The sequence below is a fragment of the Labrenzia sp. THAF82 genome, from assembly GCF_009363435.1.
GTDB classification, from domain to species: Bacteria; Pseudomonadota; Alphaproteobacteria; order Rhizobiales; family Stappiaceae; genus Roseibium; species Roseibium porphyridii.
This window is the reverse complement of the sequence record NZ_CP045354.1, coordinates 1,719,815-1,746,233: the sequence shown is the minus strand read 5'-3', so window position 1 is coordinate 1,746,233 and position 26,419 is coordinate 1,719,815. Positions and strand designations below refer to the sequence as shown.

Below are 26,419 nucleotides of genomic sequence, written 5' to 3'. Positions count from 1 at the left end.
TGATCATGTTCTTGATTGTGGCAGCAGTCCTGTTTGCCGTTTTTGTGATCAACGTTTCGATCGGTTCTTTTGGTGGAACGCCGTTTTTCGGGAATGTCGGTGAAATGATCCTGCTCTTAGCAGTCTCAATAGCCTTCACGGCGACCACCCTCAAAAAGGAAGCAATAAAGCGGGCCGGCAAATAGCTTGATCGGAATAAAGTTTTAGGGAGGAATTCATGAAAAAGACCGAAGATCTCGCCTCGCGCGAGCGTCGTAACTTTTTGAAGCTGGCCAGCGCCGGCGGCTTCACCGCAGCAGTCGTAGCAGGTGCTGCCGGAACGCTGTGGTCGGACGAAGCCGTTGCGCAGACCGCGCAGGAGGAAGCTGCCCGCGAGAAAGCAGCAGACCATATCATGACGCTTGCGACCGCCTATCTGCTCGGCGCGTCGCGCAGCTACCCCATCATGCAGCTGGACCTTAAGGAAAACATCCAGAACGCAACCAACGGCAAGGTTTATGTCAAGTTGGCTCCGGGCGGCCAGCTTGGTGCGGGCGGAGCGCTCGCTCAGGCCGTTCAGGGCGGCACGATCCAGGCAGCGCAGCACTCACTGTCGAATTTCGCACCGTTCGCCTCGACAGTTGACCTGATCAACATGCCGTATTTCTGCGGCTCGAACCAACGCTTCACCAATCTTGTGACATCAGATGCCTGGAAAAAGGAAGTCCATCCGAAGATTGAAGCTTCGGGTTTCAAAGCCCTCTTCTATGTGGTGATCGATCCGCGTGTTGTTGCCATCCGCAAAGGTGGAAACAAGGTGATCACACCTGGCGACCTGTCCGGCGTGAAATTCCGCGTACCAGGGTCCGCCATGCTTCAGCAATATTACCGCATGGTCGGTGCAAACCCGACGCCCGTCGCCTGGGGTGAAACACCTTCAGCGATTAAGCAAGGGGTTGCCGATGCTCTCGATCCGTCAGTCGGTGCACTTTACGTGTTCGGCTTCAAGGACATCTTGAGCCATGTGACCTTCACCCAGGCCGTTCCGGACAGTCAGGTCTATTCCATGAACCTTGAATGGTTCAACTCGTTGCCGGCCGACGTTCAGGAAGGCATCGAATTTGCTGGTGAGATCACCGCTCAGCAGAACCTTGCCAAGGTACCGGCTGCCCGGTCCTACGCCATGTCCGAACTGGTGAAGTCTGGTGTGGAATTCCATTCGCTGAGCGAAGATCAGCTTGGAGAATGGAAAGAAGCCGGTGGCTATCAGCGCGAAGAATGGGATCAGTTCAAGGTCGAACTGGCCGGTTCCATGGAAGCGTTTGGCCGTCTGGAAGAAGCCGCAAACACAATGGGCCGCTACTACGTCCACGACGCTTAAGACGTCGCTCCTTTGGGCCGGTGCCTTTTCGCACCGGCCCCTGTTTTCTGTTCAATAAAGCCTTTCCCGCACAACCACCGCATCAGAGGACCCTCTGATGTGAACGGTAGAGGAGTGCCCATGTTGAAAGTCCTTCAAGCCGTGGACAAGAACGGAGAACGCTGGCTGTTGCTGGTCTTCTACGTGATGCTTGTTCTGACCATGTTCGTCGAAGTTGTTCGGCGCGAAGTGTTCGCCTACTCATCCATCTGGGGTGAGGAAATTGTCCGGTACTCGTTCATCTACCTTGCCTGGATAGGCGCTGCAGCGGCCGTCAAGGAACGCGGGCACATCCGCATCGATGTGATCATGCAGTATGTCGGTCCCAAGGTGAAAGCGCTGCTCTACATCCTGGGCGATCTCGTCATGGCTGCCGTTGCATTGGTTGCTGTCTACTGGTCGTTCGAAACCGTTCTCGTTTCAGCAAAATTCGGCTCCGTGACCCACGGTCTGCGCATCTCGCAAGTCTGGTTCCTGATGGCCGTTCCGTTCGGGTTCGCGCTGGTTCTGTTCCGGCTCGCTCAATCTCTCCTGCGCGATCTGCGCGACTTTCGTGACGGACGTCCCGTTTACGAAGGCGACAAGCTCTTCGACTGAGGGAGGCACCTATGCTCTGGCAACAATTACAACAACAGACCGTCGAACTCGGCTGGGACTTTTATGGTCCGGTTCTGATCTTCATCGGCCTTGTTGCACTCGCCGTGCCTGTCTGGGCCGCAATCGGCTCCGCGGCAATCGCAATGCTGATCATCTCAGGCGCGCTACCGCTCTCCCTCGTCGGGGAAAGTCTCTTTCACGGCATCGACCACTTTGCCCTGACCGCCGTTCCCCTGTTCATTCTGACGGGTGACGTTCTGGTTCGCACCGGTCTGAGCCGCAAGTTTCTCGATGTCGCGGAAGCCCTCACCTGCTGGGCCAAAGGCGGCTTCGGCTCGGCCACCGTTCTGGTCTGCGGCATGTTCTCCGCAATCTCGGGATCTGATGCGGCAGGTGCCGCGGCCGTTGGCCGGATGACCATCGAACGCCTTGTGGAAAGCGGGTACCCGCGCCCTTATGCCTGTGCACTGGTTGCCGCTGGCGCCTGTACCGGCATTTTGATCCCGCCTTCGATCGCCTACATCATCATCGGGCTGGTTCTCGGGATTTCCGCGTCGACCCTGTTCCTTGCCGCACTCATTCCCGGCATCGCCATTCTTCTGTCGATCCTGGTGACCAACATCGTGATGAACCGGATCTACGCCTATGAAGGCGGTGGTCTGATGACCTTCAGCGAATGGTCTGCCAATCTCGGCAAGGCCTTGAAGTCAGGCTGGTATGCGTTCATCGTCCCAGGCGTCATCTTCTACGGTATCTTTTCCGGACGCCTGACACCAACCGAGGCCGGTGCCGTCGCGGTGGTTATCACCATCGTCATGGGCTTTGTCCTTGGCACACTGAAACTGTCCGATTTCCCGGCAATGCTCGTCAGCTCGGCGAAGGTGAACGGTGTCATCGTTCCGATTATCGCCTTCTCGCTGCCGCTCGCACAGGCGCTGGCGATCCTCGGTGTTCCTCAGGGTTTTGTCTATGCAGTGACATCGCTGACAAGCGAACCTGCGCTTCTCATACTCCTGATGGTCGGTATCCTGATCGCAGCGGGCTGCGTGATGGAAACAACACCGAACATCGTGATCCTGGCGCCGATCCTGAAGCCGCTTGCCGACAATATCGGCATGAACGAGATCCAGTTCTGTATCATGATGATCACCGCGCTTGGTGTCGGCTTCATCACGCCTCCACTTGGGTTGAACCTGTTCGTCGTGTCGGGTCTGACAGGCGAGTCAATCCTGAAAATCGCAGCACGGGCCGTGCCGTTCGTCTTCTTCATGCTGATCGTGACGTTGATGATCGCCTATGTGCCTGCAATCTCCACAACGCTTCTTCCTGACATTTACAAGTAGGGTCTGAAATGACTGTTGAATATCTAAAGAAGGCGGTCCTGACATCAAAGACCGATGCTTCCGAGACCACCAAAATCGTGCAGGAAATCCTTGATACGATTGAAGCGGGCGGCGACGCCGCCGCCCTGGAATACGCTGCCAAGTTCGACAAGTATGAGGGTGACATCATTTTGAGTGATGCAGCAATCGAAGCTGCATCAGCCAAAGTGCCGGAAAAACTCAAGCGGGATATCGAATTCGCGCATCAAAACGTGAAGCGTTTCGCCGAAGCTCAACGTGAGACTTGCCAGGACATAGAGGTTGAAGTGATCCCTGGCTTGATCGCTGGACAAAAGAGCATCCCGGTCGACACTGCCGGGTGCTACATCCCCGGCGGCCGCTACAGTCATATCGCCAGCGCCATCATGACCGTCACCACCGCCAAGGTGGCAGGCTGCAAGAACATCATTGCTTGCTCACCACCGCGTCCGGGCATCGGCGTCAATGCTGCGATCATCTACGCCGCCAAAGTGTGTGGCGCTGACAAGATCCTGGCAATGGGCGGCGTACAAGGCGTTGCAGCAATGACCTTTGGCCTCTTCGATTTGCCCAAGGCAAACATCCTGGTCGGCCCTGGCAACCAGTTTGTTGCCGAAGCCAAGAGGATCCTTTTCGGCAGGGTCGGTATCGACATGATCGCCGGACCGACAGACAGCCTTGTTCTGGCCGATGCGACCGCCGATGCCGAAGTCGTGGCCGCCGATCTCGTTGGTCAGGCCGAACACGGTTACAATTCACCCGTGTGGCTTGTGACGGACGACCGTTCATTGGCCGAAAAGGTGATGGCACTCGTGCCCAAACTGATCGACGATCTGCCGGAAGTGAACCGGGACAATGCCACAGCCGCCTGGCGCGACTATGCTGAGGTCATCCTTTGTGAAAACCGGGAAGAAATGGCGGCAACTTCGGACCTCTATGCGCCTGAACACCTCACAGTGCAGGCGCAGGACCTGGACTGGTGGCTCAAACGGTTGTCCTGCTACGGATCGCTGTTTCTCGGTGAAGAAACAACCGTTGCCTTTGGCGACAAGGCGTCGGGACCAAACCATGTTCTGCCAACCTCCGGAGCTGCGACCTATACCGGCGGTCTTTCCGTTCATAAATACATGAAGATCGTCACATGGCAGCGCGCAACGCGCGATGCAGCCAAGCCAGTGGCGGAAGCAACGGCTCGTATTTCAAGGCTTGAGGGTATGGAAGGCCACGCACGCACGGCCGATATCAGGCTCCGGAAATACTTCCCCGACGAGACATTCGATCTCAGTGCCGATGCCGGGGTCTGATCGCATGACTGCCCTCTTCGACGTAACCGGCAAGGTTGCTTGTGTGACCGGAGCAAGTTCCGGCCTCGGGCGCCGAGCCGCCACCGTACTGGCAAGCGCCGGTGCGTCGGTGGTTGGCGTTGCACGCAGAGCCGAAGACCTGGAAAACTGGAAACAAGAAGCGGACGGCCACACAGCGGCTGTATCAGCCGACCTCAGCGACCGCGCCAAGCTTGCAAAGATTGTCGAAGAGGTGAGCACGCCTTTCGGTCCACCTCAGATCCTGGTGCACGCAGCCGGCATCAACACCAGGCAGGTCGCGGACGAAGTTACCCCTGAGGGATGGGACATCACTTTGACGCTCAACCTCACGATACCGTTCTTTTTGAGCAAAGCCTTTGTCCCGGCCATGCGGGAAAAAGGCTGGGGCCGCATCGTCAATTTTGCTTCATTGCAAACCGAGCGCGCCTTTCCCGGAGGTATTTCTTATGGAGCCTCAAAAGGCGGGATTGGCCAGCTGACGAGAGCAATGGCTGAAGCCTGGTCTGAAGACGGTATCAACACCAACGCGCTCGGGCCTGGCTTCTTTCCAACGGAATTGACGGCCGCGGTCTTTGGTGACAAGGAAAGAGCTGAACGAAATGCTGCTCAAACCTGCATCGGGCGAAACGGCGAACTGGAAGATATCGACGGACCGTTGTTGTTCCTGTGTTCTGAAGCCTCCAGCTACGTGACCGGCCAAATCCTGATGGTCGATGGAGGGTTTACTGCAAAATGAAAGCGCTTGTTTATACAGGACCAGAAGCCCAGTCCTATCAGGACGTCGCCGATCCTGTTCCGGTGCAGGATGAAGTTCTCATCCGCGTCGCCCATACCGGCATATGCGGTTCCGACATGCACGCCTATCTGGGTCATGACGAGCGCCGGCCGGCGCCGCTGATCCTTGGTCATGAAGTTGCCGGAACGGTTCAGACGGGGCCCCTGTCCGGTCGGCATGTCACGGTCAATCCACTGGTAACCTGCGGCAAATGCGAAGCCTGCAAATCCGGGCGTGACAACCTGTGTGCGGAACGCCAGATAATTTCAATGCCGCCGCGTGAAGGCGGTTTTGCAGACTATCTTGCCATGCCGGAACGGAATCTGGTGACCGTTCCAGATCACGTATCGGACGCACAAGCTGCTCTGGCAGAACCGATAGCCTGTGGTTGGCACGCAGTGCGGTTGGCCCGCGCCGCGCTCCGTTGCGAACCTGCCGAAGCGCGAACACTTGTGATCGGCGGTGGCGCTATCGGCCTCGGTGCAGCACTTTCTTTGAGAGCTCAGGGCATGCCTGATGTCCGTCTGGTCGAACCGAATGAGAGCCGTGGTCAATTCCTCGCAAAAACCTGTGGCATTGAAGTCCTGACGCCGGAAGAGGCAGACACAAGCGGTCAATATGACCTGGTGATAGACGGCGTCGGTTACGCCGCGACACGAGCAGCCGCCTCGGCGTCCGTAAAGCCTGGCGGTGTCATTGCCCACATAGGCTTGGGATCCGCAGACGGGGGGCTCGATATACGTCGTGTTACCCTTCAGGAAATTACCTTTATCGGCACCTACACTTACACTGCAGAAGACTTCCGTCAGACTGCCAAAGCGATGTTCGAAGGAAGGCTAGGCGCGCTAAACTGGGTTGAAATCCGGCCTTTGTCAGAAGGCCAGGCAGCCTTTGCCGACTTGCGTGCAGGCAAAATCTCGGTGCCCAAAATTCTACTTTCGCCAAACACCTAAGGAGACATTCATGTCTGAAATCCCCCATCTTCTTGTCCATGAACATGCCGACAATGTCGGTGTGGTCGTCGTGGAAGGACTGACGGCCGGTACCGATATGCTGTGCTGCGTCACCCACGACAACTCTACATTCCGACTGACCGCGGGCGCTGATGTGCCCATCGGACACAAGATCGCACTGAAAGATCTGAAAGACGGAGACACGGCTGTCAAATACGGCGAGGACATCGGCAAGATCATTGCCGATATCGAAAAGGGCGGACATGTCCACACCCACAACTGCAAAACAAAGCGCTGGTAAGGAGCCCTGCCCATGTCATCCAAATACTCAAATGTCACGGTGAAGGCCTATCGGCGGGAAAACGGCCGCGTCGGCGTACGCAACCACGTCGTCATTCTGCCGGTTGACGATATATCGAACGCAGCCTGTGAGGCCGTGGCCAACAACGTCAAGGGCACCCTTGCCATTCCGCATGCCTATGGTCGCCTTCAATTCGGCGAAGATCTGGAATTGCATTTCCGCACCATGATCGGCACCGGAGCCAACCCGAATGTTGCTGCTGTGGTCGTGATCGGGATCGAACCCGGCTGGACCAAACGCATCGCGGACGGCATTCGCGAAACCGGAAAGCCGGTCGCCGAGTTCTCCATTGAGCAGAATGGCGATTTTGAAACCATTCGCGCAGCATCCTGGAAAGCCAAGGAATTCGTTCACTGGTCAACCGAACTTCAGCGCGAAGAATGCCCGCTTTCAGATCTATGGGTTTCGACAAAGTGTGGTGAAAGCGACACCACGACCGGCCTTGGATCGTGCCCGACCGTCGGCAACATGTACGACAAGCTGCTTCCGGAAGGCATTACCGGCTTCTTCGGCGAAACATCAGAGATCACCGGCGCTGAGCACATTTGCCAGAAACGGGCAATCAACGAGGAAGTCGGCGAGCGCTGGCACAAGATGTGGAAAGCGTATCAGGACGATGTGATCTTTGCTCACCAGACCGACGACCTGTCTGACAGCCAGCCTACGAAGGGCAACATTGAAGGCGGTCTGACCACGATCGAAGAAAAAGCGCTCGGCAACCTTGAAAAGATCGGCCGAACCTCGCAATACATCGACATCCTGGAGCCGGCTGAAGCACCCAAGTCCGGTAAAGGCCTCTATTTCATGGATTCATCATCCGCCGCTGCGGAATGTGTGACCCTGATGGCAGCCGGTGGCGCCGTGATCCACACCTTCCCGACAGGACAAGGCAACGTGGTCGGCAACCCGATTGTTCCGGTCATCAAGATCACTGCCAATCCGCGCACAGTGCGCACGATGAGCGAACATGTTGACGTGGATGTCTCCGGTATTTTGCGCCGGGAGATGACCATCGATGAGGCCGGCGACGAATTGATCGAAATGATCCGTCGCACCGCCAATGGGCGCAACACGGCTGCAGAAGCCCTAGGTCATAGAGAGTTCTCAATGACCAAACTTTACAGAAGCGCCTGATTTGCCGGCTGGATGGCCGGTTCGCCGGCCATCTTTAGGAGTGACGACTTTATGGAAACCTCAGAGCGCCTCAGTCTCGCCGAAGCGGTCAGTCTGATTTCCGCGGCTTTTGTCGCGGCCGACGTCCCTTCAGCAGTGGCCCATACAGTCGCTGAGGCTCTGGTTGCCGCCGAAGCCGAAGGTCAGATCGGTCACGGGTTTTCTCGCGTTGAAGACTACGTTGCCCAGGTACGCTCGGGGAAAATTCGCGCGCAGGCACCAGTCGATATCAGGGAAATCGGAACCTCTAGCCTGCTGGCGGATGCCGGTTTCGGCTTTGCCTATCCAGCCCTTGATCTTGTCATTGCACGTGGGGCTGCTCTTGCTCACGAAAGCGGGTGCGCGACCATGGGTGTCACGCGGTCTCATCACTGCGGTGCCCTGTCCGTTCAGGTTGAAAAGCTTGCCAGACAGGGGTTGCTCGGCATCATGGTTGCAAACGCGCCCGCTGCGATGGCACCGTTCGGCGCCAAGTCAGCGGTCTTCGGAACCAATCCGATTGCCTTCGCTGCACCAAGGGCGGACAAAGATCCCCTGGTCATCGATTTGTCCTTGTCGCGAGTGGCGCGCGGCAAGGTGATGAATGCCCGAAAGGCGGGTAAGCCGATCCCCGAAGGATGGGCGCTCAACAAGGACGGCCAGCCGACCACGGATGCTTCGGAAGCACTGGAAGGCACCATGCTGCCAATTGGCGAAGCAAAGGGCACTGCGCTCGCCTTGATGGTCGAAATTCTGGCTTCGGTAATGACAGGGGCAGCCAAGAGCACTGAAGCGTCTTCCTTTTTCAGCAGTGATGGTCCACCTCCGGGGGTCGGACAATTCCTGATCGCCATGAAACCTCAGGATCAGGCTCATTTCGCGGATCGCATCGAAGGCTTGTTGCAACTCATCGAGACCATGGAGGGCGCACGCCTTCCCGGCACCAGGCGATCCACAGCCATTCGCGAGGCAAAGGACAAGGGCGTTGAAGTGCCAACCCGGTATCTTGAAGTCGTGAGAGGGCTTGCTGATGTCTCAGTCTGACCTCAATGAACCGGCCTCGGCCGCGCCCGCTGAAAACGCCGGAAGATCAAAATTCAGTGCTGATGTGCTGCGCACAGTTATGCCCGGTGTGCTCGTTGCCCTGGTTATTGCGCTCGCCAGCCAGTTCATCGCCGAGCACTACGGCGCACCGGCTATGCTTCTTGCGCTCTTGATCGGCATCTCGCTGAACTTCTTGTCCGAGGATGTTCGCTGTCAGGCGGGCATTGCATTCAGCGCCCGAACCCTTCTTCGGCTGGGCGTCGCTCTTCTGGGGCTACGCATCAGCTTCGACATGGTAAGTGCGCTTGGCTGGCCGGTCGTGGGCCTGGTCGTTGCAGGCGTCCTTCTGACTATCGCTTTTGGCCTTGCAGTTTCGCGCCTGTTCGGCTTCCGTTACCGGTTTGCGTTTTTGTCGGCAGGATCTGTCGCGATTTGCGGGGCCTCAGCCGCCATGGCCATCGCTGCCATCTTGCCTAAAGATGAAAGATCAGAGGATAGGCTCGTCTTCACCGTGGTCGGCGTCACCATATTGTCAACGCTTGCCATGATCCTTTATCCGGTTCTGTCCGAACAGCTCGCACTCAGTGACAGAGCTGCCGGCATTTATCTCGGCGCGACGATCCACGATGTCGCACAGGTCGTCGGTGCGGGCTTTTCCGTTTCGCAGGAAGCCGGCGAGACGGCGACGCTGGTCAAACTGCTGCGTGTCGCCATGCTTGCACCCATCGTGATGACAGCACTGATCGTGCTTCGGATGACCGTCGGCAGCAGTGCTTCTGGCAACCCCGGCATGCCCCTCGTCCCGGCATTCGTGGTCGGCTTCGTGGCCTTGGCAACACTCAATTCCGTTGTCGCGCTTCCGGCAGTGATCACTGAACTGTCGGCAGACCTGTCTCGCTGGCTGTTGCTGCTGGCAATCGCGGCGGTTGGGCTGAAAACAGTTCCCAAAGACTTGATGAAAGTCGGCAAGGCAGCCGCAGGACTGCTGATTGCAGAAACAGTTTTTCTAGCTGCACTGGTCGCATTCGGGCTTCTTGTCGTGCTGCCAGGCCTGCAAGGCGGCTCATAACAGTTCAAAAATGGAGGCTTCAGGTCGATGTATAAAAATGTTCTCATTCCCGTCGCGCTGGATCATGAAACACTTGTCCAGCGGAAACTTGAAGTCGCCCGGCATTTATTGACCGACGATGGCCGGATCACTCTATTGACCGTGCTTGAAAACATTCCGGGCTTTGTCTCGGAGTTCGTTGACCTGAAAATTGACAATCATCTGACTGACAAGGTGGCCGAAAAGCTGCAACAGGCGGCTGACGGAGACCAACGGGTCGACTGCAAGGTCGTGACCGGCAAACCCGGTGTCCAGATTGCAAGCTACGCAAAAGAAAACAATATCGACTTGATACTGGTCGGTTCTCATCACCCGTCAGCACAGGACTACTTTTTGGGATCGACAGCGTCTCGGGTCGTGCGGCGTGCTGAATGCTCCGTCTTTGTTGTGCGTGATGATGACAGCTGAGGTCAATCGCCCCCCAGCAGACCTGACAAACCGGCAGACCTGACACAAACGATGGGAGCGAACCAACAACGCAACTTGTCACGTCACTGGAGCACCTCCCTGAAGTGTTGAAACGGTTGATGGATCCGCTCTAGATAAGCTTGCGGCTTGAAAGATTTGCCATCAACGCGCGGTTTCCGAAACGCCATTCAGGACAGTGCGTTGACAGTCGCACTGTGTTTCGGAGTGTTCCCAACTGGGGACAGGATATCTCGACAATGTCGCCCAGCTTATGGGTGAAGCCCTCGCCGGGCGTGTCGCGATCTTCCGTCGGTGCAAACAGCGTTCCAAGAAACAGGAAAAAACCATCTGGATACTGGTGATGGCGGCCGCAGGCCTGCGCCACAAGGTCAAGCGGATCTCGGCTTATCTCGGTCATTGTCGAATGCCCGGAGAGCGTGAACCCATCTTCACCCGTGACTTTCAGATCAAGTTCCAATCTGCGCACATCATCCATGCCGAACGCATCGTCGAACAGACGTACCGCAGGGCCGATGGATGTTGACGCGTTATTGTCTTTGGCCTTGCCCAGCAACAATGCGGACCGACCTTCGATGTCGCGCAGGTTCACGTCATTTCCGAGCATCGCACCTTTGACTTGACCGGAACTGCTGACTGCAAGAACGACTTCCGGTTCAGGATTGTTCCACCGCGAAGCAGGGTGCAGACCGACTGCAGCACCAGAACCAACAGCTGACATAGGCTGCGACTTCGTGAAAACTTCTGCGTCTGGCCCGATGCCAACCTCCAGATATTGCGACCACATATCTTCAGCGACCAGGGCGTCTTTTAGTTGAGCGGCTTTTTCAGAGCCGGGCTCAACGGACTTCAGGCTCTCTCCCATGATGGCTGTGCAGCGTTCACGGATCTGATCCGCTTTCTTGGGATCTCCCTTCGCCCGTTCTTCAATCACGCGCTCAAGCATGGAAGATGCAAACGTCACACCGCAGGCTTTGATCGCCTGAAGGTCTGCGGGCGCCAATAGCCAGGGCTGCGAAGTGTCAGGTGTTTCGCGGGAGTTCAATGCGATCTGATCGAGACGGCCAATCGGTTCACCCTCGGCGCTGGTAAGCCAGGCCGCCGGGTTTTCAAGTTCAAGAAGATCGTGAACCGTTGACACAGCCTTGCAGGTGACATCATGCAAAACACCGTCTTTCAGCGCACAAATCGATGGCCCTGAAACATCGGGACGCCAGACCCTGAACAAAAATGTGCCGTCATTAGGAAGGTTCAGCGATGAACTCATGATGCTCTCGTATCCGCAATTTTAAACACAGTCTGTCTTGCTGCCAGTCTCGCAATACTTCCAAAAACCACACCCGAGACATCACCGGACATGGGCTCGGTGAGCGAGACTGAACCGAAACATGATGAACGCATAACACTCAGCCATGCCCGGAACCAGCGTTGGCCCATCACCCAGCGTCTGAAAAAGTGAAGTCCGAAATACTGGTTTGCAAACAACAAGGGCTCTCAGGATTTTCTGATCACGAGTTCGGCCTGAAATTCGAATATCTGAGCATTTTCATCGTCGGCGGTACCCGACTTCAAAACCTGAAGTGTCTGGTTTGCAAGAGGTGAAACCGGGACGCGGATCGTCGAGATCCCACCTTCAATCCAAGTATAGAAAGACGGGTCGCCATATCCGATGAAGGCGATGTCGGAACCGGGTTTGCGGCCCGATGTCAAAAGAGCGTGCAGAGCCCCATTTGAGATTTCAAACCCGCCGCAGACTATCGCCGTTGCAACACCTTCCGACAAAAGAGCTTCTGCAGAATTTCCTCCCATGGAAAATGATGGCGGTGCAGTCTTGATCAGTTCATGAATTTCGGAAAGTCCGCTCTCACGAAGTCCCTTGCGATAGGCTTCCAGACGGTTGCGACCAGAGGACAGATCAGAATTCGCGCCGATATAGGCTATTTTCCTATGACCCGTTGCGTGAAGGTGTTTGACTGCGGCTGAGATCGCTCCGGCATCATCCACCAGGATCGCAGCTTCACGTCCGGTCACGGAGCGTTGGCGGATCAGTTGAATCACGTCGAGCCCGTCAAGATGATGCCGATCTCCACCCATAAGGTGAGGGTCTCCAGGGGCCGGCACGACAACAACGGCCTTTGCCTGAACTTCGCGCAATTGCTGCATTGCCTTGTGCTCTGTTTTCAAGTCGTCGTCTGTCAGATGAATGATCAGCTGATAGGAAAAAGCTTCACAGATTCGGGCAAGTTCATTGGCGAAACTGGCATAAAACTCGTTGACAATGTTGGGCAGAAGCAGCCCGACAATCCGAGTACCGTCGCCTCGCATGGCTGTCGCAGCGGCGATCTTGACATAGCCGAGTTCAGCCGCCCTTTTTTTCACGAGTTCCCGAGTGTCTTTCTGGACATTCGGATGATCGGAGAGCGCCCGGGAAACGGTCATATGCGAGATCCCGAGGTCCTTTGCGATGGTTTTGATCGTTACCCGAGCCGCCAAACTTCTGCTCTCCGTTTTGTCACAGCGCGCAAACTATGACTTGACAGAGACGAGAGTGCAATGGCAAATGTTCACGTGAACATAATTCAATCAAGCCAAACGAACGGGTGAAAATGCCGACCGCGCTCAGGAAAAGGTGCGAAGAACTGATTGACGAGCTTGGACTGGCTGATCCGGCGGCGATCAGTGTTGTTCGTCCGCTCACCGGTGGCGTCGCTTCAGATATCGCGATGGTCGAAGTTGAAGGCCAACGCTTGTGCATCAAATTCGCCCTTCCGAAACTGAAAGTCGCTGAGGATTGGAAAGCACCAGTCCACAGAAACAAAGCTGAATTCGAATGGTTGAGAGTGGCGGCCGATATTGCTCCGGAAAGCGCTGTCAAAGTCTTCGGCAGGTCGGAAGAAAACCACGGCTTCGCAATGGAATTCCTTGCCGGAGACGACGTATTCCTCTGGAAATCGGATTTGCTCGAAGGCCGGCGTATCCCATCTCGTGCAAACCTGGTCGGCAACCTGCTCGGAAGCATCCATGCAGCCTCGACCCGTCCAGGCTTCGAAACTGCGCCCTTCCAAAACCGTGATGACTTTTATGCGCTCCGCATCGAGCCCTATCTTGTCTTCACCGCAAAGAAGAAGCCCGAAGTTGCAGAGCAGCTGACTGCGTTGGCAAGCCGCCTCTATGAGACTGAAACAGTGCTCGTCCACGGGGACGTCAGCCCTAAGAACATCTTGTTCAAGGGAAAGCAGCCAGTCGTGCTCGATGCAGAATGCGCCACTATGGGTGCGCCTGAATTCGACGTTGCCTTTTGCCTGAACCATCTGATCTTGAAAGCACAGCACGTGCCGACGCTTCGTCCGGCTCTCGCAGCCGACCTTGAAGAGTTTTGGAGTGCCTACGCGGCCCATGTCAGTTGGGAAACACCAGAACGGATCGAACGCCGAACAGCAGAGCTTCTGCCAGCCCTGATGCTTGCCCGCATCGACGGCAAGTCGCCGGTCGAATATCTGGACGAGAGCTCTCGTTTGACAATCAGAGAGGCATCGATCGCATTGCTGAAAAAGCCAAAAACAAAAATCGGCGAGATCGCCGAGACATTTGCACAAACATGGAAGGGTAACAGCCGTTGACCGCGATCACATCAGTCAGAGGACGGCGGGTCTGGGACTCCCGTGGCAATCCGACGCTAGAAGTCGACGTTATCCTTGAAGATGGAAGCCTTGGCAGGGCAATCGCTCCGGCGGGAGCAAGCCGAGGCACCCGCGAAGCCGTTGATTTGCGCGACGGAGGAAGCAATTTGCGCGGTATGGATGTTGCTCAGGCCCTGGAGAGCATCAACAAGACGATTGCTCCGGAACTTGTGGGTTTGAGCGCGAACAATCAGAGTGCCGTGGATGATCGTCTGCTTGAGCTGGATCCCTCGCCCATCAAGGAAACGCTCGGCGGCAATGCGATGGTCGCCACTTCGCTCGCCGTCCTTCACGCGGGCGCTGCAAGTGCGAAGAAACCGCTCTGGCGTCATGTTGCGGATCTTTATGACCAAACCCCGTCCATTCCCCTGCCCGAAATCCAGATTTTCGGAGGCGGTGCACATGCCGGACGCAGGGTCGACATTCAAGACTTTATGATCATGGTCCCGGGCGCTCAGAGCTTCGACGAGGTGCTTGAAATCACGAATGAAGTCTATTTCGCAGCCGGAGACATCATGGCCTCGAAAGGCCGGTTGGCCGGAGTTGCCGACGAGGGCGGCTGGTGGCCGGTTTTCGACAGCAATGAAGAAGCCTTGGAAACTCTCGTTAAAGCCATCGAAAAAGCAGGTGAGAAACCCGGCGCACGGGTCGCAATCTCGCTGGACATCGCCGCATCCGAATTCGGCCAAAACGGAAAATACCGGCTTGCGCTCGAAGACAAGGCAATGGACAGTGCCGAGCTGATTGACCTGCTTGGAAACTGGATCGACACATATCCAATTGTCTCGATCGAGGACCCGGTTGGAGAGGACGACACTGACGGAATGATAGAATTCACCAAGCGGTTTGGCGAACGGGTTCAGATCATTGGCGATGATTATCTGGTGACCAACGCCAAACTGGTGGAAGCCGCAAATGCAGATCGTGCTTGCAACGCTGTTCTGATCAAGGTCAATCAGGCAGGAACCGTCAGCGAAGCAGTGGACGCCTTTGCTGCGGCAAAAAAATCAGACTGGGGGGCAATTGTTTCTGCGCGATCCGGTGAAACTGAAGATGTTTCCATCAGCCATCTGGCGACGGGTCTTGGGTGCGGACAATTGAAGGTTGGTTCCTTCACCCGCTCGGAACGGATGGTAAAGTGGAATGAATGCCTGCGTATCCAGGAGCAACTGGGCAGCGGGACTTTTGCTGCCGGGAGCGCTTTGAAAGGCACCTGGTGGGGCAAAAAACACTAAGGACGAGTACATGAAGTTTTTGAGACTTGGGGCAGCCGGTCAGGAAATTCCCTGCCTTTTGGACGAGAGCGGTACGGCGCGCGACATTTCTTCTCTGGTGTCAGACATTACGCCTGAAACCATTGCCGGTCTGACCGCGGCTGTTGCCGGTGTCGATCCTGCTAGTTTGCCGGAAGTCGATCAGGCAGGTGTCCGTGTGGGGTCTCCCGTCAGTCAACCGCGCAACATCTACTGCATTGGCCTCAATTACAGTGATCATGCCAAAGAGGCCGGCATGCCGATCCCCGATGAACCGATCCTCTTCAACAAGGCGTCCGGAACATATTGCGCGCCTTTTGATCCCATTCTTTATTCCGACAAGATGACCAAGCTGGATTGGGAAGTTGAGCTTGGCATCGTGATCGGCAAGCAGGCCTTCAATATTTCCAAGGATGAAGCGCTGGAGCATATTCTCGGATACACACTCGTCAACGATGTGTCTGAGCGGTCCTGGCAGCTGGAACGCGGTGGGCAATGGGCCAAGGGAAAGAGCTTTCCCAACTTCTGTCCGACAGGCCCGTGGATTGTCACCGGAGACGAATTGGATGACGCAAAATCCCTGCCGATGTGGCTGGACGTCAACGGTCAGCGAATGCAGAACGGCAACACCGACACCATGATTTTTGATCCGGCGACCATTGTAAGTTACCTGAGTGAGTTTCTGCGACTGGAACCGGGTGATCTGATTTGCACCGGCACACCTCCAGGCGTCGGCGCTGGCATGAAGCCTCCGGTCTGGCTAAAAGTTGGTGACAGGGTCTCACTTGGCATCCAGGGGCTGGGAAGCCAGGAACAGACTGTTCAGAAGATCTGAAGGAAAGAAGTGTGTCGGAGAGACTGAAGGGAAAAACCGCGATTGTAACTGCAGCAGGCCAGGGTATCGGCCGGGCCGTTGCAGAACGCCTGCGTGATGAAGGTGCCGTGGTCTTTGCCAGCGATCTCAATGAAACGCTCTTTGACGGACTGGCCGGTGTAACAACCGGTCAGCTCGATGCCACCGATCAGGCTGCCATTGACGACTATTTCGGAAACTTTGAACGCGTTGACGTTCTCGTTCACTGCGTTGGCTATGTGCACCAGGGAACGATTGAAGAATGCGATGAGACCGAGTGGCTGCGGTCCACCGACATAACTCTTAGCAGCGCCTATCGCGTTCTGCGGGCTGCGATCCCTAAAATGAAGGCTTCCGGCGGCAGCATCATTACCATCGGTTCGGTGGCAAGCTCGGTCAAAGGCTTTCCCAGACGAGCAGCTTATGGCGCGGCAAAGGGCGGCGTAATCGGCCTGACCAAAGCTGTTGCGGCGGACTATCTGAAAGACCGGATCAGGTGTAATTCTGTTTGCCCGGGAACGGTAGACAGTCCAAGTCTTCGCCAACGCATCGAAGACCTTGCCGAGGAACTCGGCGGCCGAGAGGCAGCTGAAAAGTTCTTCACCAGTCGGCAGCCATCTGGCCGATTTGGCCAAGTGGGCGAAGTAGCATCGCTCTGCGCTTATCTGGCGTCGGATGAAAGTGCTTTCGTTACAGGACAGGCAATCAACATTGATGGAGGCATAACGATTTAAGCGGAACACGTGCTGATCCGCGAAATTGAACACTGATTTTTGTTCACGTGCACAACAAATTGTTCACGTGAACTAATGACAGCCTGCATATCCAAAAAGCGTCATGATCGAGGAGGAAGAACCGATGACGAACTTGCATAAGAAATTGATGGTAACGGTGGCCGCAGCTGCAGTTACGACATTGGCAATTGCCGGTGGTGCACACGCCGAACCCAAAACCAACCTGCTTCACCAGTGGCATTCGGGTTCGAATGCCGAGGCAATCAATGTGCTTGGGACCATGTTTGAGGAAAAAGGCGGCTCCTGGAAGCAGACAGCCATCCCCGGTCACACGTCCAACACGATTGCCCGTTTGCGCGCCGACGTGATTTCCGGCAATCCCCCATCTGCGGTTCAGCTCAAAGGTCCTGAAATCGGCGAATGGGCGAAGACAGGTCTGACAGCTGATCTCAATGCGCTCGCCGAAGAAGAAAACTGGGAAACTGTTGTTGCCCCTGAACTCGTCAGCGTCATGAAACCGCACGGCACTTGGGTTGCATCGCCCATGAACATCCACCGTATCGATTGGATGTGGGCATCCAAATCCGCAATGGATGCGATCGGCGCAGAAGAGCTGCCAAAGACTTGGGATGAGTTCAACGTCCTGGCCGAACGGATGGCTGAAAAGGGCATTGTACCCGTCGCCCATGGCGGTCAGGACTGGATTGACGGAACCCTGTTTGAAATCGTGGTTCAGGGCATCAGCACCGACCTTTTCAGAAAGGCGTTCATCGAACTCGACCTGGAAGCACTTAACAGTCCGGAAATGGTCGCCGCCTTCGACCAGCTTCGCAAGATGGTCGGCTGGATGGACCCGGCTTTCCCTGGCCGTGGTTGGGAAGAGCCGCTCAACATGATGGCAAAGGGTGAAGCCGGTTTCTATTTCCACGGCGACTGGGCCATCGGAACCATGAACGCCGCCGGTTATGAATACGGCAAGGATTATCTGTGCGCCGGCGCACCGATGAACAGCGGCGAACCCGGCTACATCCTGAATTCCGATTCAGTCGTCTTCTTCAAGCAGAGTGACCCGGAGTTCATCGAAGGACAGAAAATGATGGCCTCGCTCATCATGTCCCCGGACTTTCAGAAGGTCTTCAATGTGGCCAAGGGTTCCATTCCGGCTCGCATGGATGTCGAGTTGGGTGACGAATTCAACCCGTGCCAACAGCTCAATCTGGTTGATCTGAAAAACGCAGCGGAAGCTGGAACCGTGGTGCGCTCAATGGCACACAACATGGCAGTGCCTGAGAAGTTCCGCAAAGCCATGTTCACGGTCATTTCCGAGTTCATCACAAGTGACATGAGCTCTGAAGATGCCGCACAGAAAATGGCGGAAGCCGTGATCAACGAATACTGATCACATGTCCTCAAGGAAGGGGCCTGTTGCAGGCTCCTTCCTCCTTCATCGGCACAAAACCACTCGGGCAAGCCATGCAATCTGTTGCACAAATGCCGGAATTCAGAACCCGCTCGGTCAGCCGCGCAGCTCGCATGGCGCAGCTCGTGCCAACCCTGGTTCTGCTCCCGACCCTTATCACCACTGGCATCTACATATTTGTGTTTGTCTGCTGGAACATCTACTTGTCGCTGTCCAGTTCGACCTTGCTGCCGGTTTATGACTTCGCAGGTTTTGATGCCTACACAAGGCTTTGGCGCAACCCGCGCTGGACGACCGGCGTCAACAACCTGGCAATTTTCGGCGCGCTCTACATTGTGTTGTCCCTCCTGGTCGGCGTTGTCCTTGCTGTCCTGATGGACCAGCGTATCAAGGGCGAAAACTTCCTTCGATCCATATTCCTCTATCCGATCGCAATTTCCTTTGTTGTGACCGGAACCACCTGGCAATGGATCTTGAACCCGTCCACCGGTCTGGAAAAATTCTTCCATGACCTTGGCTGGACGAGCTTCGAATTCAGTCTGATCACAAGCCGCGAAACGGCGCTCTATGCCGTGGTCATCGCCGCGGTCTGGCATGCGTCCGGATTTGTGATGGTGATGGTTCTGGCCGCCCTGCGCGGGGTTGATCATGATGTGGTCAAGGCAGGTCGGATCGATGGCGCTGGCATGTTCAAGATCTACCGCCGGATCATCCTGCCATCCATTTGGCCGGTCATCATTTCTGTCCTGATCATTCTCCTGCAATTCGCGATCAAGACATTCGACCTGGTCCTGGCGCTCACCCACGGCGGTCCGGGTATCTCGACCACCTTTCCTGCGATCTTTGTTTATGACCGCCTGTTTGCCGCCGGGGAGCTTGCGCAAGGCGCGGCGGCGGCCGTCTGGCTTCTGATCGGCCTGACTGTCGTGCTGCTTCCGGTCATTGCCCTTGGCTGGGTGCTGCGCAAACAAAAGAACGGAGGCGGCCATGCCTGACATAGACACCCTGCCCGATTTCAATCGGAAGAAGCCGTTCAATCCACGCAGGTTTGCAACGCGGGTCGCGGTCTATTCGATCCTGATCGTGGTTGGCCTGTTCACCATCATGCCGCTCGCGGTGATCCTTCTGAATTCGCTGCGCTTCAATGCCGATATCCTGCGGGAAAGTTTCATCGGCTGGCCCACCAGGATCACCCTTGAAAACTGGGACGTTGCGTGGAGCTCGGCCTGTATCAACGCAAGCTGTACAGGCGTGAAGCCCTATTTCATCGCGTCGATGCTCATGGTCGTCCCCGCAACGCTCATCTCCACGGCAATCGGTCTGGTGAACGGCTTCGCGCTCACAAAATGGAAAATGCCTTTTGCCAGCGTTGTCTTCGTCGCCATCACCATCGGGGTTTTTCTGCCGCCCCAGGTGGTTCTGCTGCCCTGGGCGATTGCCCTCTCCTGGCTCGGATTATCGAAATCGCTGGCCGGTCTGGCGCTGGTTCACATCATTCAGGGAACGTGCTTCACGACCCTCTTTTGCCGGAATTATCTGGTCAATCTTCCAGACGATCTGATCAAGGCCGCCCGCATCGACGGAGCCGGTTTCTTCAGAACCTTCTGGAAAATTGTGGTGCCCCTGTCACCGCCGATCATCATCGTGACGATCATCTGGCAATTCACCTTCATCTGGAACGAGTTCCTCTTCGCGGTCACGTTCAGCTCTTCGGATTTCAGGCCGATCACGGCCGCGCTGATGTCATTGAATGCGGACGACACCGGTGTCAGCGAATATGGCTTCGGGTCCGCTGCGGTCCTGATCGCGGCAATACCGCCTCTCCTCATCTACTTCTTCGGCGGGCGATATTTCGTTCGCGGCCTTACGCAGGGAGCAGTCAAATAATGGCGCGTCTCACAATCGACAGTACCTGGAAAAAATACGGCGAGTTTCTGGCGCTCCGGGACATCAACCTCGACATCAAGGACGGCGAGTTCGTGGTGCTTGTGGGTCCGTCCGGCTGCGGCAAGTCCACGCTGTTGTCCATCATTGCCGGTTTGGAGGAAACCTCCTACGGCACACTGACCTTGGGTGAAAGAGACGTCACCGATCTATCGGCGAAAGACCGGAACATCGCCATGGTGTTTCAGTCCTATGCCCTCTATCCGACCATGACCGTTCGCGAAAACATCACCTTCGGAATGGAAAACAGGCGTGTACCCAAGGATGAACAGAAGAAGGCCGTCGCTGACGTAGCTCGTCTTCTCCAAATCGAGCCGCTGCTGGACCGCAAACCATCGCAACTTTCCGGTGGTCAACGACAGCGTGTTGCCATGGGACGGGCTCTCGTACGCGATCCGCAGCTGTTTCTCTTTGATGAACCATTGTCAAATCTCGACGCCAAATTGCGCGTGGAGATGCGCACCGAGATCAAGAAGCTTCACAAGAGACTTGGCCAGACCATCGTCTACGTCACGCATGATCAGATCGAGGCAATGACACTGTCTGACAGGATCGTGGTTATGAGCGGCGGTGTCGTGCAGCAGTTCGCGGATCCGGACACGATTTACAGGGAACCCGCGAACAAGTTTGTCGCCGGCTTCATGGGATCGCCATCCATGAATTTCATCGATGTGGACGTCGAAGGCAGCCAGAACGATATTCGGCTTGTCTATCGATCAAATGGTGCGGAGCTGGTTGTTCCACTTGGCACACGTCACGAAGAACTGCTGCCCTATGTAGGTGGCAAAGTGACCATTGGCGCACGCCCAGAACATTTCGTTCTGGACGGCAAACAGGAAGGTACTCTTGTTCCGATTACGGCCCGCGTCGAAGTGGTGGAGCCGACGGGCCCTGACACGATGTTGGTGTTTCAGGTGGCAGATCTGTCCCTGGTTGCCGTTCTGCCTGCCAATTTCCGCCCTGCCGAGGATGAAGAGATCAATTTGCTTCTCGATCTCGAACATGTCTGCTTTTTTGATCCGGAATCAACAGCTCGCATTCCAAGGATCTAAGCGATGTCGACCTTTGCCACCTACCCGAGCCTCGCCGGTATGAACGCCTTTGTCACAGGGGGGGCCACGGGGATCGGTGCTGCGCTCGTCAAGGCCTACGCAGCTCAGGGTGCGAAAGTTGGGTTCGTCGACATCAATGCAGATGCGGGCAATGAGCTCTGCCAGAGCCTGCGCGATGCCGGTGCCTCCGTCTGGTTTCAAGCTGTTGATGTCTGTGACATCCACGCATTGCAGGCTGCAATCACCACCTACAAGGGCACCTCGGCACCGTTGGACATCCTGGTGAACAACGTAGCCAACGATACAAGACACGACTGGCGGGACGTCACCGTCGATGACTGGGACCGGGCAATGGCGGTCAATCTCCGCCCGACATTTTTCGCAATCCAATCGGTTGCGGCAGACATGATCCGCAGGAAAAAGGGAGCAATTGTCAATTTCGGATCGATAGCCTGGAAGGCCAAGCACGGCGGAATGCCGGCCTATACCACGGCCAAGGCTGCCATCCATGGATTGACCAGGTCCTTTATCCGTGAATTCGGAACCAGCGGCGTCCGCGTCAATACCGTTTTGCCGGGCATGGTGCTGACGGCCCGCCAACTGGCTGAACATTACAGCGAAGACGTCGATGAAATCCTCAAACAGAACCAACCAATGGCCGGCAGGATCACCGAAGAAGATGTTGCTTCACTCGTGATGTTCCTCTCAGCAGACGACAGCAAAATGTGCACTGGTCAGGAATTTACGCTTGACGGCGGTTGGCTCTGACCGCCCGATATTCAGGAGTTTAAGATGAACACATACAATCTTGATGGCCGCGTTGCGATTGTGACCGGCGCCGCCAGAGGCATGGGATTTGCCGTCGCCGAACGATTTCTGAAGTCAGGTGCCAGCGTGACACTCTGGGACCTCAATGAAACCGCCCTGTTAGACGCACGACAGAAACTGAGCCAATTCGGGGACGTTCATTCCGACAGTGTGAACGTTGCTGACTTCACCGCGGTCAAGGCAGCGGCAGAGCGTGTAAAACAACGCTGTGGCCAGATCGACATTCTGATTAACTCGGCCGGTATTGCCGGGGTAAACACGTCCCTTGCCGATTATCCGCTGGATATCTGGAACCAGGTGATGCAGGTAAACCTCAACGGCATCTTCCACACCTGCAAAGCCGTTGTTCCACACATGCAGAACAACGGCTATGGCCGTATCGTGAACATTGCATCCATGGCCGGCAAAGACGGTAATCCGAATGCGTCTGCCTATTCAGTCTCCAAGGGTGCGGTAATCACTCTCACCAAAAGTCTCGGCAAGGAGCTGGCTCGCGAGGGCATCACGGTCAATGTGGTTGCGCCAGCCGTCATTGAGACGGAGATGCTCGCCGACGTGACCGAAGAACAGATCAATTACATGCTTGCCAAAATACCGATGGGTCGCATGGGAACAGTGAAAGAAATCTCCAGCCTCGTGAGTTGGTTGGCTTCGGAGGAGTGTTCCTATTCGACCGGCGCGGTCTATGACCTTTCCGGCGGCCGCGCGACCTACTGACGAGATAAAGGCAGGCAAGGAAGACCGGCCGTCACCTGAGGTCGGGTAAACTGGCATCAGTCCAGATGAAAAACCTCTTCCATGCTTGCCCACCATTCGTCCGGCTTTCGGCTGTCCAGCGGTCTTTGCATCGGTCCGCAGACCTTCCACCAGTCCTTCGTTTCCGCGTCGGCGGCAATGGCAGCGCTGTCGGCTTCAAAATCCGTCCCAGTGTACTCCCAATAACTGAACATCAGGTTTTCAGGTTCTTTCAGGAAGATCGAGTAGTTCGTGATGTTCGAACGCCTGAGCCGATCAAGAACACCTGGCCACACCGCAGCATGCAAACGTTTGTATTCCGGAATATTCTGCGGATCGATCCCGATCACCATGCCCATTCTTTTCACTTGAGCCACCGTTTCTGCTCCTATTGTTAATGACTTCCGGGATCATTGATCCTGTAAAACCGTGACGCCGTTTCGCCGAATACCGCATTACGTTCCTGATCTGAAAGCTGCTGCATCATGGATTGCGCGCAGCCGAACCAGTCAGTGTAGCTTCCTTCCAATTCCAGAACAGGCCAATCGCTGCCCCACATGATCCTGTCTGCTCCGAACTCAGTAACGACATGATCGACAACCGGCTGCAGGGTTTTTGCTGCCCAGCCTGTGCCATACTCGTTGGCAAGGCCTGAAACCTTGCAATGGATCTGTTCGTGACTGGCCAGATGCGCCATGTCGCAGCGCCACGCGTCTCCCGCATCTGCACCGCCTGAGATGACGGGCTTGGCACAATGGTCGATCACTATCTTCAGATCCGGAACGGCCCGGGCAAGACCGTCGATCGCCTGCAAGTGCCTGGGCTGGACCAGCGCATCAAACGACAGTCCAAGGTCCGCAGCAATTGAAAGGTTCGACAGAACACTTGCCTGCAGAACCCAGTCCGTAGCCGCAATATCCTGCAGCATTGGCCTCACGCCTTTGAAAAGCGGATTGGCCGACAGTCTTTTCAGGTCCTTTGCGGCCAGGCCGCTTTCAAGGTCGACCCAACCGACCACGCCCCTGATCAATGAATTCTCTTCGGCGAGTTCCAGCAGAAAATCCGTTTCAGCGACAGTGGGCGCGGCCTGAACAGCAATGGTTGCCTCAATGCCGCAAGCCTTGGCATGCGGCATCAGATCTTCAGGCAGTATGTCGCGCCGGATCGTGGCAACGCTGTCGTCCATCCAGAAATAGTCACCGCGCGCAATTTTCCAGAAATGCTGATGAGCATCGACAACCATGGCCACTCCCTTTACCCGCCCCAGGAAGTTGAAACATGTTGACGGGCAAGTGTTCTTAATTATAAAAAACAAATAACGACACAGGAGGCGTCATGTCAACAACCCCGATTGTTCAGTTTGGTACCAGCCGCTTCCTGCAGGCACATGTTGATCTCTTCGTTTCAGAGGCATTGGACAGGGGCGAGGCGCTTGGACAAATTTCGGTCGTTCAAAGCAGCGGCGACGCGGCCCGGGCAAATCGCCTCAAGGCTTTGGCGGATCCTGCTGGCTACGACGTCCTGATCAAGGGCGTCGACGGCGGCACTCTGGTGAACACTGCAAAGAAGATTAAAAGCATCCGAAAGACCTACAGCCTGCCAGCAGATGTGCAGGACGTGGCCGGGATAATTTCGGAAGATGCCGAGATCATCATCTCAAACACCGCCGACGCAGGATTCAAACGACAGTCCCAGGATACCGACACGGAATTTTCAGCCGGCATGTCCTACCCTGCGAAACTGACCTGGTTTCTTCATCAACGTTTCCGATCAGGCAGTAAGCCACTTCAGGTCATGCCCTGCGAACTCGTGCCGCAAAACGGATCAGTTCTCCGAGACCTCGTTCTGGAAATTGCGGCGTCATATTCTCCGGACTTCCAGGACTGGCTCAGCTCAAATGTCCTGTGGGTGAATTCGCTGGTCGATAGAATCGTGTCAGAGCCTCTTGAGCCAGCCGGTGCGGTTGCAGAACCTTATGCGCTTTGGGCGATTGAAGACCAGCCGGGCCTGAAACTTCCATGTAAACATCCGAGCATCAAGGTTGTTCAGGATCTGGAGGAAGTCGAGACGCTCAAGCTCTTCATTCTCAACCTTGGTCACACTTATCTTGTATCGCGCTGGCTGAAGTCGAAAGACAATCCGAAGCAGTTTGTGCGCGATATGATGGACGATCCGGAAGACTTGGCAGACCTTGAAGACCTATACCGGCAAGAAGTCGTCACTGGCTTCAAGGCACATGGTCGCGAACAGGAAGCAGAGGCTTACGTTGCTACGACGCTCGACCGATTTCGAAACCCCTTCCTCGATCACAGGCTTGCGGATATCGCGCAAAACCATGAAGAGAAAACGCAACGCCGTGTTGCCGGTTTCCTTGCATGGGTGCAAAGGGCAGATCCCGCGATGAAGATGCCACGGCTTGAAAAACTGGCACAAACTCAAGAAATGGCGGCCACTCATGGAGCTTAACAAGATAGGCAATACCGATGTCGAAGTGACCGATCTTTCCTTTGGGACATCGGGCATCGGAAACATCGGGAGGATCGTTTCCGATCAGGAGGCAGAAGACGTATTGCAGCATGCCTGGAAAGCCGGCATCCGATACTATGATACGGCCCCACATTATGGCCGCGGGTTGGCAGAACTTCGTCTTGGCCGCTTTCTGCAGCAATTCGGCCCACAGGACTATGTGATTTCATCCAAGGTCGGCCGCGTGTTGTCGCCTGGAACCCCGCTCAAGGAAGCAGACGGCTTTGTCGAGCCGTTGCCGAACAGTGTTCGCTATGACTATTCCGGCGACGGCATCGAAGCCTCGCTGGAACATAGCTTTGAGCTTATGCAGGTCAGACATCTCGACATCGCCTATATCCACGACATCGGAACCTACACCCACGGTCAGAACAATGAAAAACACATGTCGGATTTGTTGGGCACGGGCCTTGATCGCCTGCAACAGCTCAAGGACAAGGGCAAGATCCGGTCGTTCGGACTTGGCGTGAACGAAACGCAGATTTGTCTGGATCTCCTGAGCCACACCGATCTTGACGCCATCCTTCTAGCTGGCCGTTTGACGTTGCTCGACAGGGGCGCTGAGGAAAAGCTGATCGACGTCTGCCGGCAGAAATCCGTTAGTCTGGTTCTTGGTGGAATTTTCAATTCCGGCATTCTGGCGACCGGACCGAAAGAAGGCGCTTGGTTCGACTATGAACCCGCTTCCGAAGAAATCCTCCAGGCTGTGCGAGATCTGAAGGCCAAAACGGATGCTATCGGTATCCCCCTGGCGACCGCGGCGCTTCACTACGCCCGCACTCATCCCTCGGCTGCGTCGGTTTTGCTTGGAACGGCACGGGTCTCATCGCTGGAAAGAAACCTGGCAGCATTGTCGGAGACACTTCCGCAGGAATGCCTCGACCTCTTCTAAG

28 protein-coding genes are annotated in these 26,419 nt (G+C 55.8%); 24 read left to right on the top strand and 4 right to left on the bottom strand.

Going from position 1 to position 26,419, the window contains the following annotated elements; genetic code table 11:
- The first annotated feature begins 5 nt into the window (after nucleotides 1-5).
- The 12 genes from FIV00_RS08275 (at nucleotide 6) to FIV00_RS08220 (ending at nucleotide 10,483) form a co-directional block, all read left to right on the top strand.
- On the top strand, nucleotides 6-185 hold the full coding sequence (locus tag FIV00_RS08275) for a hypothetical protein (protein WP_152500299.1): 180 nt from the start codon (nucleotides 6-8) through the stop codon (nucleotides 183-185).
- A gap of 32 nt (nucleotides 186-217) precedes the next feature.
- Complete coding sequence (locus FIV00_RS08270) at nucleotides 218-1,360, top strand: TRAP transporter substrate-binding protein (protein WP_152500298.1); 1,143 nt, start codon at nucleotides 218-220, stop codon at nucleotides 1,358-1,360.
- A 120-nt stretch (nucleotides 1,361-1,480) separates the two neighbouring features.
- Nucleotides 1,481-1,996 carry a TRAP transporter small permease gene (locus FIV00_RS08265; RefSeq protein ID WP_152500297.1) on the top strand — a complete coding sequence of 172 codons (516 nt, stop codon included), beginning with the start codon at nucleotides 1,481-1,483 and terminating at the stop codon, nucleotides 1,994-1,996.
- 11 nt (nucleotides 1,997-2,007) lie between these two features.
- Nucleotides 2,008-3,339 (top strand): TRAP transporter large permease, encoded by a 1,332-nt coding sequence (locus tag FIV00_RS08260; protein ID WP_152500296.1) that lies wholly within the window; start codon nucleotides 2,008-2,010, stop codon nucleotides 3,337-3,339.
- Nucleotides 3,340-3,347: 8 nt separating this feature from the next.
- Nucleotides 3,348-4,661: a histidinol dehydrogenase gene (gene hisD, locus FIV00_RS08255; protein ID WP_152500295.1), complete on the top strand. Its 1,314-nt coding sequence runs from the start codon at nucleotides 3,348-3,350 to the stop codon at nucleotides 4,659-4,661.
- A gap of 4 nt (nucleotides 4,662-4,665) precedes the next feature.
- On the top strand, nucleotides 4,666-5,418 hold the full coding sequence (locus FIV00_RS08250; protein ID WP_152500294.1) for an SDR family NAD(P)-dependent oxidoreductase: 753 nt from the start codon (nucleotides 4,666-4,668) through the stop codon (nucleotides 5,416-5,418).
- Complete coding sequence (locus FIV00_RS08245) at nucleotides 5,415-6,410, top strand: zinc-binding dehydrogenase (RefSeq protein ID WP_152500293.1); 996 nt, start codon at nucleotides 5,415-5,417, stop codon at nucleotides 6,408-6,410. The genes FIV00_RS08250 and FIV00_RS08245 overlap by 4 nt, the downstream gene beginning before the upstream one ends.
- 10 nt (nucleotides 6,411-6,420) lie before the next feature.
- Nucleotides 6,421-6,711, top strand: coding sequence for a UxaA family hydrolase (locus FIV00_RS08240; RefSeq protein WP_152500292.1), 291 nt, complete (start codon nucleotides 6,421-6,423; stop codon nucleotides 6,709-6,711).
- A 12-nt stretch (nucleotides 6,712-6,723) separates the two neighbouring features.
- The gene (locus FIV00_RS08235; RefSeq protein WP_152500291.1) at nucleotides 6,724-7,905 is read left to right on the top strand and encodes a UxaA family hydrolase; all 1,182 of its coding nucleotides are present in this window, start codon (nucleotides 6,724-6,726) and stop codon (nucleotides 7,903-7,905) included.
- 51 nt (nucleotides 7,906-7,956) lie between these two features.
- Complete coding sequence (locus FIV00_RS08230; protein WP_152500290.1) at nucleotides 7,957-8,967, top strand: Ldh family oxidoreductase; 1,011 nt, start codon at nucleotides 7,957-7,959, stop codon at nucleotides 8,965-8,967.
- A 79-nt stretch (nucleotides 8,968-9,046) separates the two neighbouring features.
- Nucleotides 9,047-10,036 (top strand): YeiH family protein, encoded by a 990-nt coding sequence (locus FIV00_RS08225; RefSeq protein ID WP_371419581.1) that lies wholly within the window; start codon nucleotides 9,047-9,049, stop codon nucleotides 10,034-10,036.
- Nucleotides 10,037-10,063: 27 nt separating this feature from the next.
- Nucleotides 10,064-10,483 (top strand): universal stress protein, encoded by a 420-nt coding sequence (locus tag FIV00_RS08220; RefSeq protein WP_152500288.1) that lies wholly within the window; start codon nucleotides 10,064-10,066, stop codon nucleotides 10,481-10,483.
- 130 nt (nucleotides 10,484-10,613) lie between these two features.
- Here FIV00_RS08220 and FIV00_RS08215 read toward each other — a convergent pair whose 3' ends face one another.
- On the bottom strand, nucleotides 10,614-11,768 hold the full coding sequence (locus FIV00_RS08215; protein WP_152500287.1) for a fumarylacetoacetate hydrolase family protein: 1,155 nt from the start codon (nucleotides 11,766-11,768) through the stop codon (nucleotides 10,614-10,616).
- Nucleotides 11,769-11,995: 227 nt separating this feature from the next.
- Nucleotides 11,996-12,994, bottom strand: coding sequence for a LacI family DNA-binding transcriptional regulator (locus tag FIV00_RS08210; RefSeq protein ID WP_152500286.1), 999 nt, complete (start codon nucleotides 12,992-12,994; stop codon nucleotides 11,996-11,998).
- Between the two features lie 113 nt (nucleotides 12,995-13,107).
- On the opposite strand from FIV00_RS08210, the gene FIV00_RS08205 reads away from it, so the two are divergent.
- The 10 genes from FIV00_RS08205 (at nucleotide 13,108) to FIV00_RS08160 (ending at nucleotide 22,982) form a co-directional block, all read left to right on the top strand.
- Nucleotides 13,108-14,121, top strand: a complete 1,014-nt coding sequence (locus tag FIV00_RS08205; RefSeq protein WP_152500285.1) for a phosphotransferase family protein — start codon at nucleotides 13,108-13,110, stop codon at nucleotides 14,119-14,121.
- Nucleotides 14,118-15,416, top strand: coding sequence for a phosphopyruvate hydratase (gene eno, locus FIV00_RS08200; RefSeq protein ID WP_152500284.1), 1,299 nt, complete (start codon nucleotides 14,118-14,120; stop codon nucleotides 15,414-15,416). The genes FIV00_RS08205 and eno overlap by 4 nt, the downstream gene beginning before the upstream one ends.
- A gap of 10 nt (nucleotides 15,417-15,426) precedes the next feature.
- Entirely contained in the window at nucleotides 15,427-16,269 is an 843-nt protein-coding gene (locus FIV00_RS08195) for a fumarylacetoacetate hydrolase family protein (RefSeq protein WP_152500283.1), read from the top strand.
- Nucleotides 16,270-16,280: 11 nt separating this feature from the next.
- Nucleotides 16,281-17,021 (top strand): SDR family oxidoreductase, encoded by a 741-nt coding sequence (locus tag FIV00_RS08190; RefSeq protein WP_152500282.1) that lies wholly within the window; start codon nucleotides 16,281-16,283, stop codon nucleotides 17,019-17,021.
- A gap of 124 nt (nucleotides 17,022-17,145) precedes the next feature.
- A complete protein-coding gene (locus FIV00_RS08185; protein ID WP_152500281.1) occupies nucleotides 17,146-18,420 on the top strand; it encodes an ABC transporter substrate-binding protein in 1,275 nt (424 codons plus the stop codon).
- A 26-nt stretch (nucleotides 18,421-18,446) separates the two neighbouring features.
- Entirely contained in the window at nucleotides 18,447-19,436 is a 990-nt protein-coding gene (locus tag FIV00_RS08180) for a carbohydrate ABC transporter permease (protein WP_152500280.1), read from the top strand.
- Nucleotides 19,429-20,328 (top strand): carbohydrate ABC transporter permease, encoded by a 900-nt coding sequence (locus FIV00_RS08175; protein ID WP_152500279.1) that lies wholly within the window; start codon nucleotides 19,429-19,431, stop codon nucleotides 20,326-20,328. Before FIV00_RS08180 ends, FIV00_RS08175 begins: the two co-directional genes overlap by 8 nt.
- Nucleotides 20,328-21,437, top strand: a complete 1,110-nt coding sequence (locus FIV00_RS08170) for an ABC transporter ATP-binding protein (RefSeq protein WP_152500278.1) — start codon at nucleotides 20,328-20,330, stop codon at nucleotides 21,435-21,437. Before FIV00_RS08175 ends, FIV00_RS08170 begins: the two co-directional genes overlap by 1 nt.
- Before the next feature lie 3 nt (nucleotides 21,438-21,440).
- Nucleotides 21,441-22,205: an SDR family NAD(P)-dependent oxidoreductase gene (locus FIV00_RS08165; protein ID WP_152500277.1), complete on the top strand. Its 765-nt coding sequence runs from the start codon at nucleotides 21,441-21,443 to the stop codon at nucleotides 22,203-22,205.
- Between the two features lie 24 nt (nucleotides 22,206-22,229).
- Complete coding sequence (locus FIV00_RS08160; protein ID WP_152500276.1) at nucleotides 22,230-22,982, top strand: SDR family NAD(P)-dependent oxidoreductase; 753 nt, start codon at nucleotides 22,230-22,232, stop codon at nucleotides 22,980-22,982.
- 56 nt (nucleotides 22,983-23,038) lie between these two features.
- Here FIV00_RS08160 and FIV00_RS08155 read toward each other — a convergent pair whose 3' ends face one another.
- Together FIV00_RS08155 and FIV00_RS08150 are read right to left on the bottom strand one after the other, a co-directional pair.
- On the bottom strand, nucleotides 23,039-23,368 hold the full coding sequence (locus FIV00_RS08155; RefSeq protein ID WP_152504170.1) for an L-rhamnose mutarotase: 330 nt from the start codon (nucleotides 23,366-23,368) through the stop codon (nucleotides 23,039-23,041).
- A gap of 26 nt (nucleotides 23,369-23,394) precedes the next feature.
- Nucleotides 23,395-24,243, bottom strand: coding sequence for an amidohydrolase (locus tag FIV00_RS08150; protein WP_152500275.1), 849 nt, complete (start codon nucleotides 24,241-24,243; stop codon nucleotides 23,395-23,397).
- A 92-nt stretch (nucleotides 24,244-24,335) separates the two neighbouring features.
- Here FIV00_RS08150 and FIV00_RS08145 point away from each other — a divergent pair, with 92 nt between their 5' ends.
- Both FIV00_RS08145 and FIV00_RS08140 read left to right on the top strand, forming a co-directional pair.
- Nucleotides 24,336-25,466 carry a mannitol dehydrogenase family protein gene (locus FIV00_RS08145; protein ID WP_152500274.1) on the top strand — a complete coding sequence of 377 codons (1,131 nt, stop codon included), beginning with the start codon at nucleotides 24,336-24,338 and terminating at the stop codon, nucleotides 25,464-25,466.
- On the top strand, nucleotides 25,456-26,418 hold the full coding sequence (locus tag FIV00_RS08140) for an aldo/keto reductase (protein ID WP_152500273.1): 963 nt from the start codon (nucleotides 25,456-25,458) through the stop codon (nucleotides 26,416-26,418). Before FIV00_RS08145 ends, FIV00_RS08140 begins: the two co-directional genes overlap by 11 nt.
- Nucleotide 26,419: the final 1 nt, after the last annotated feature.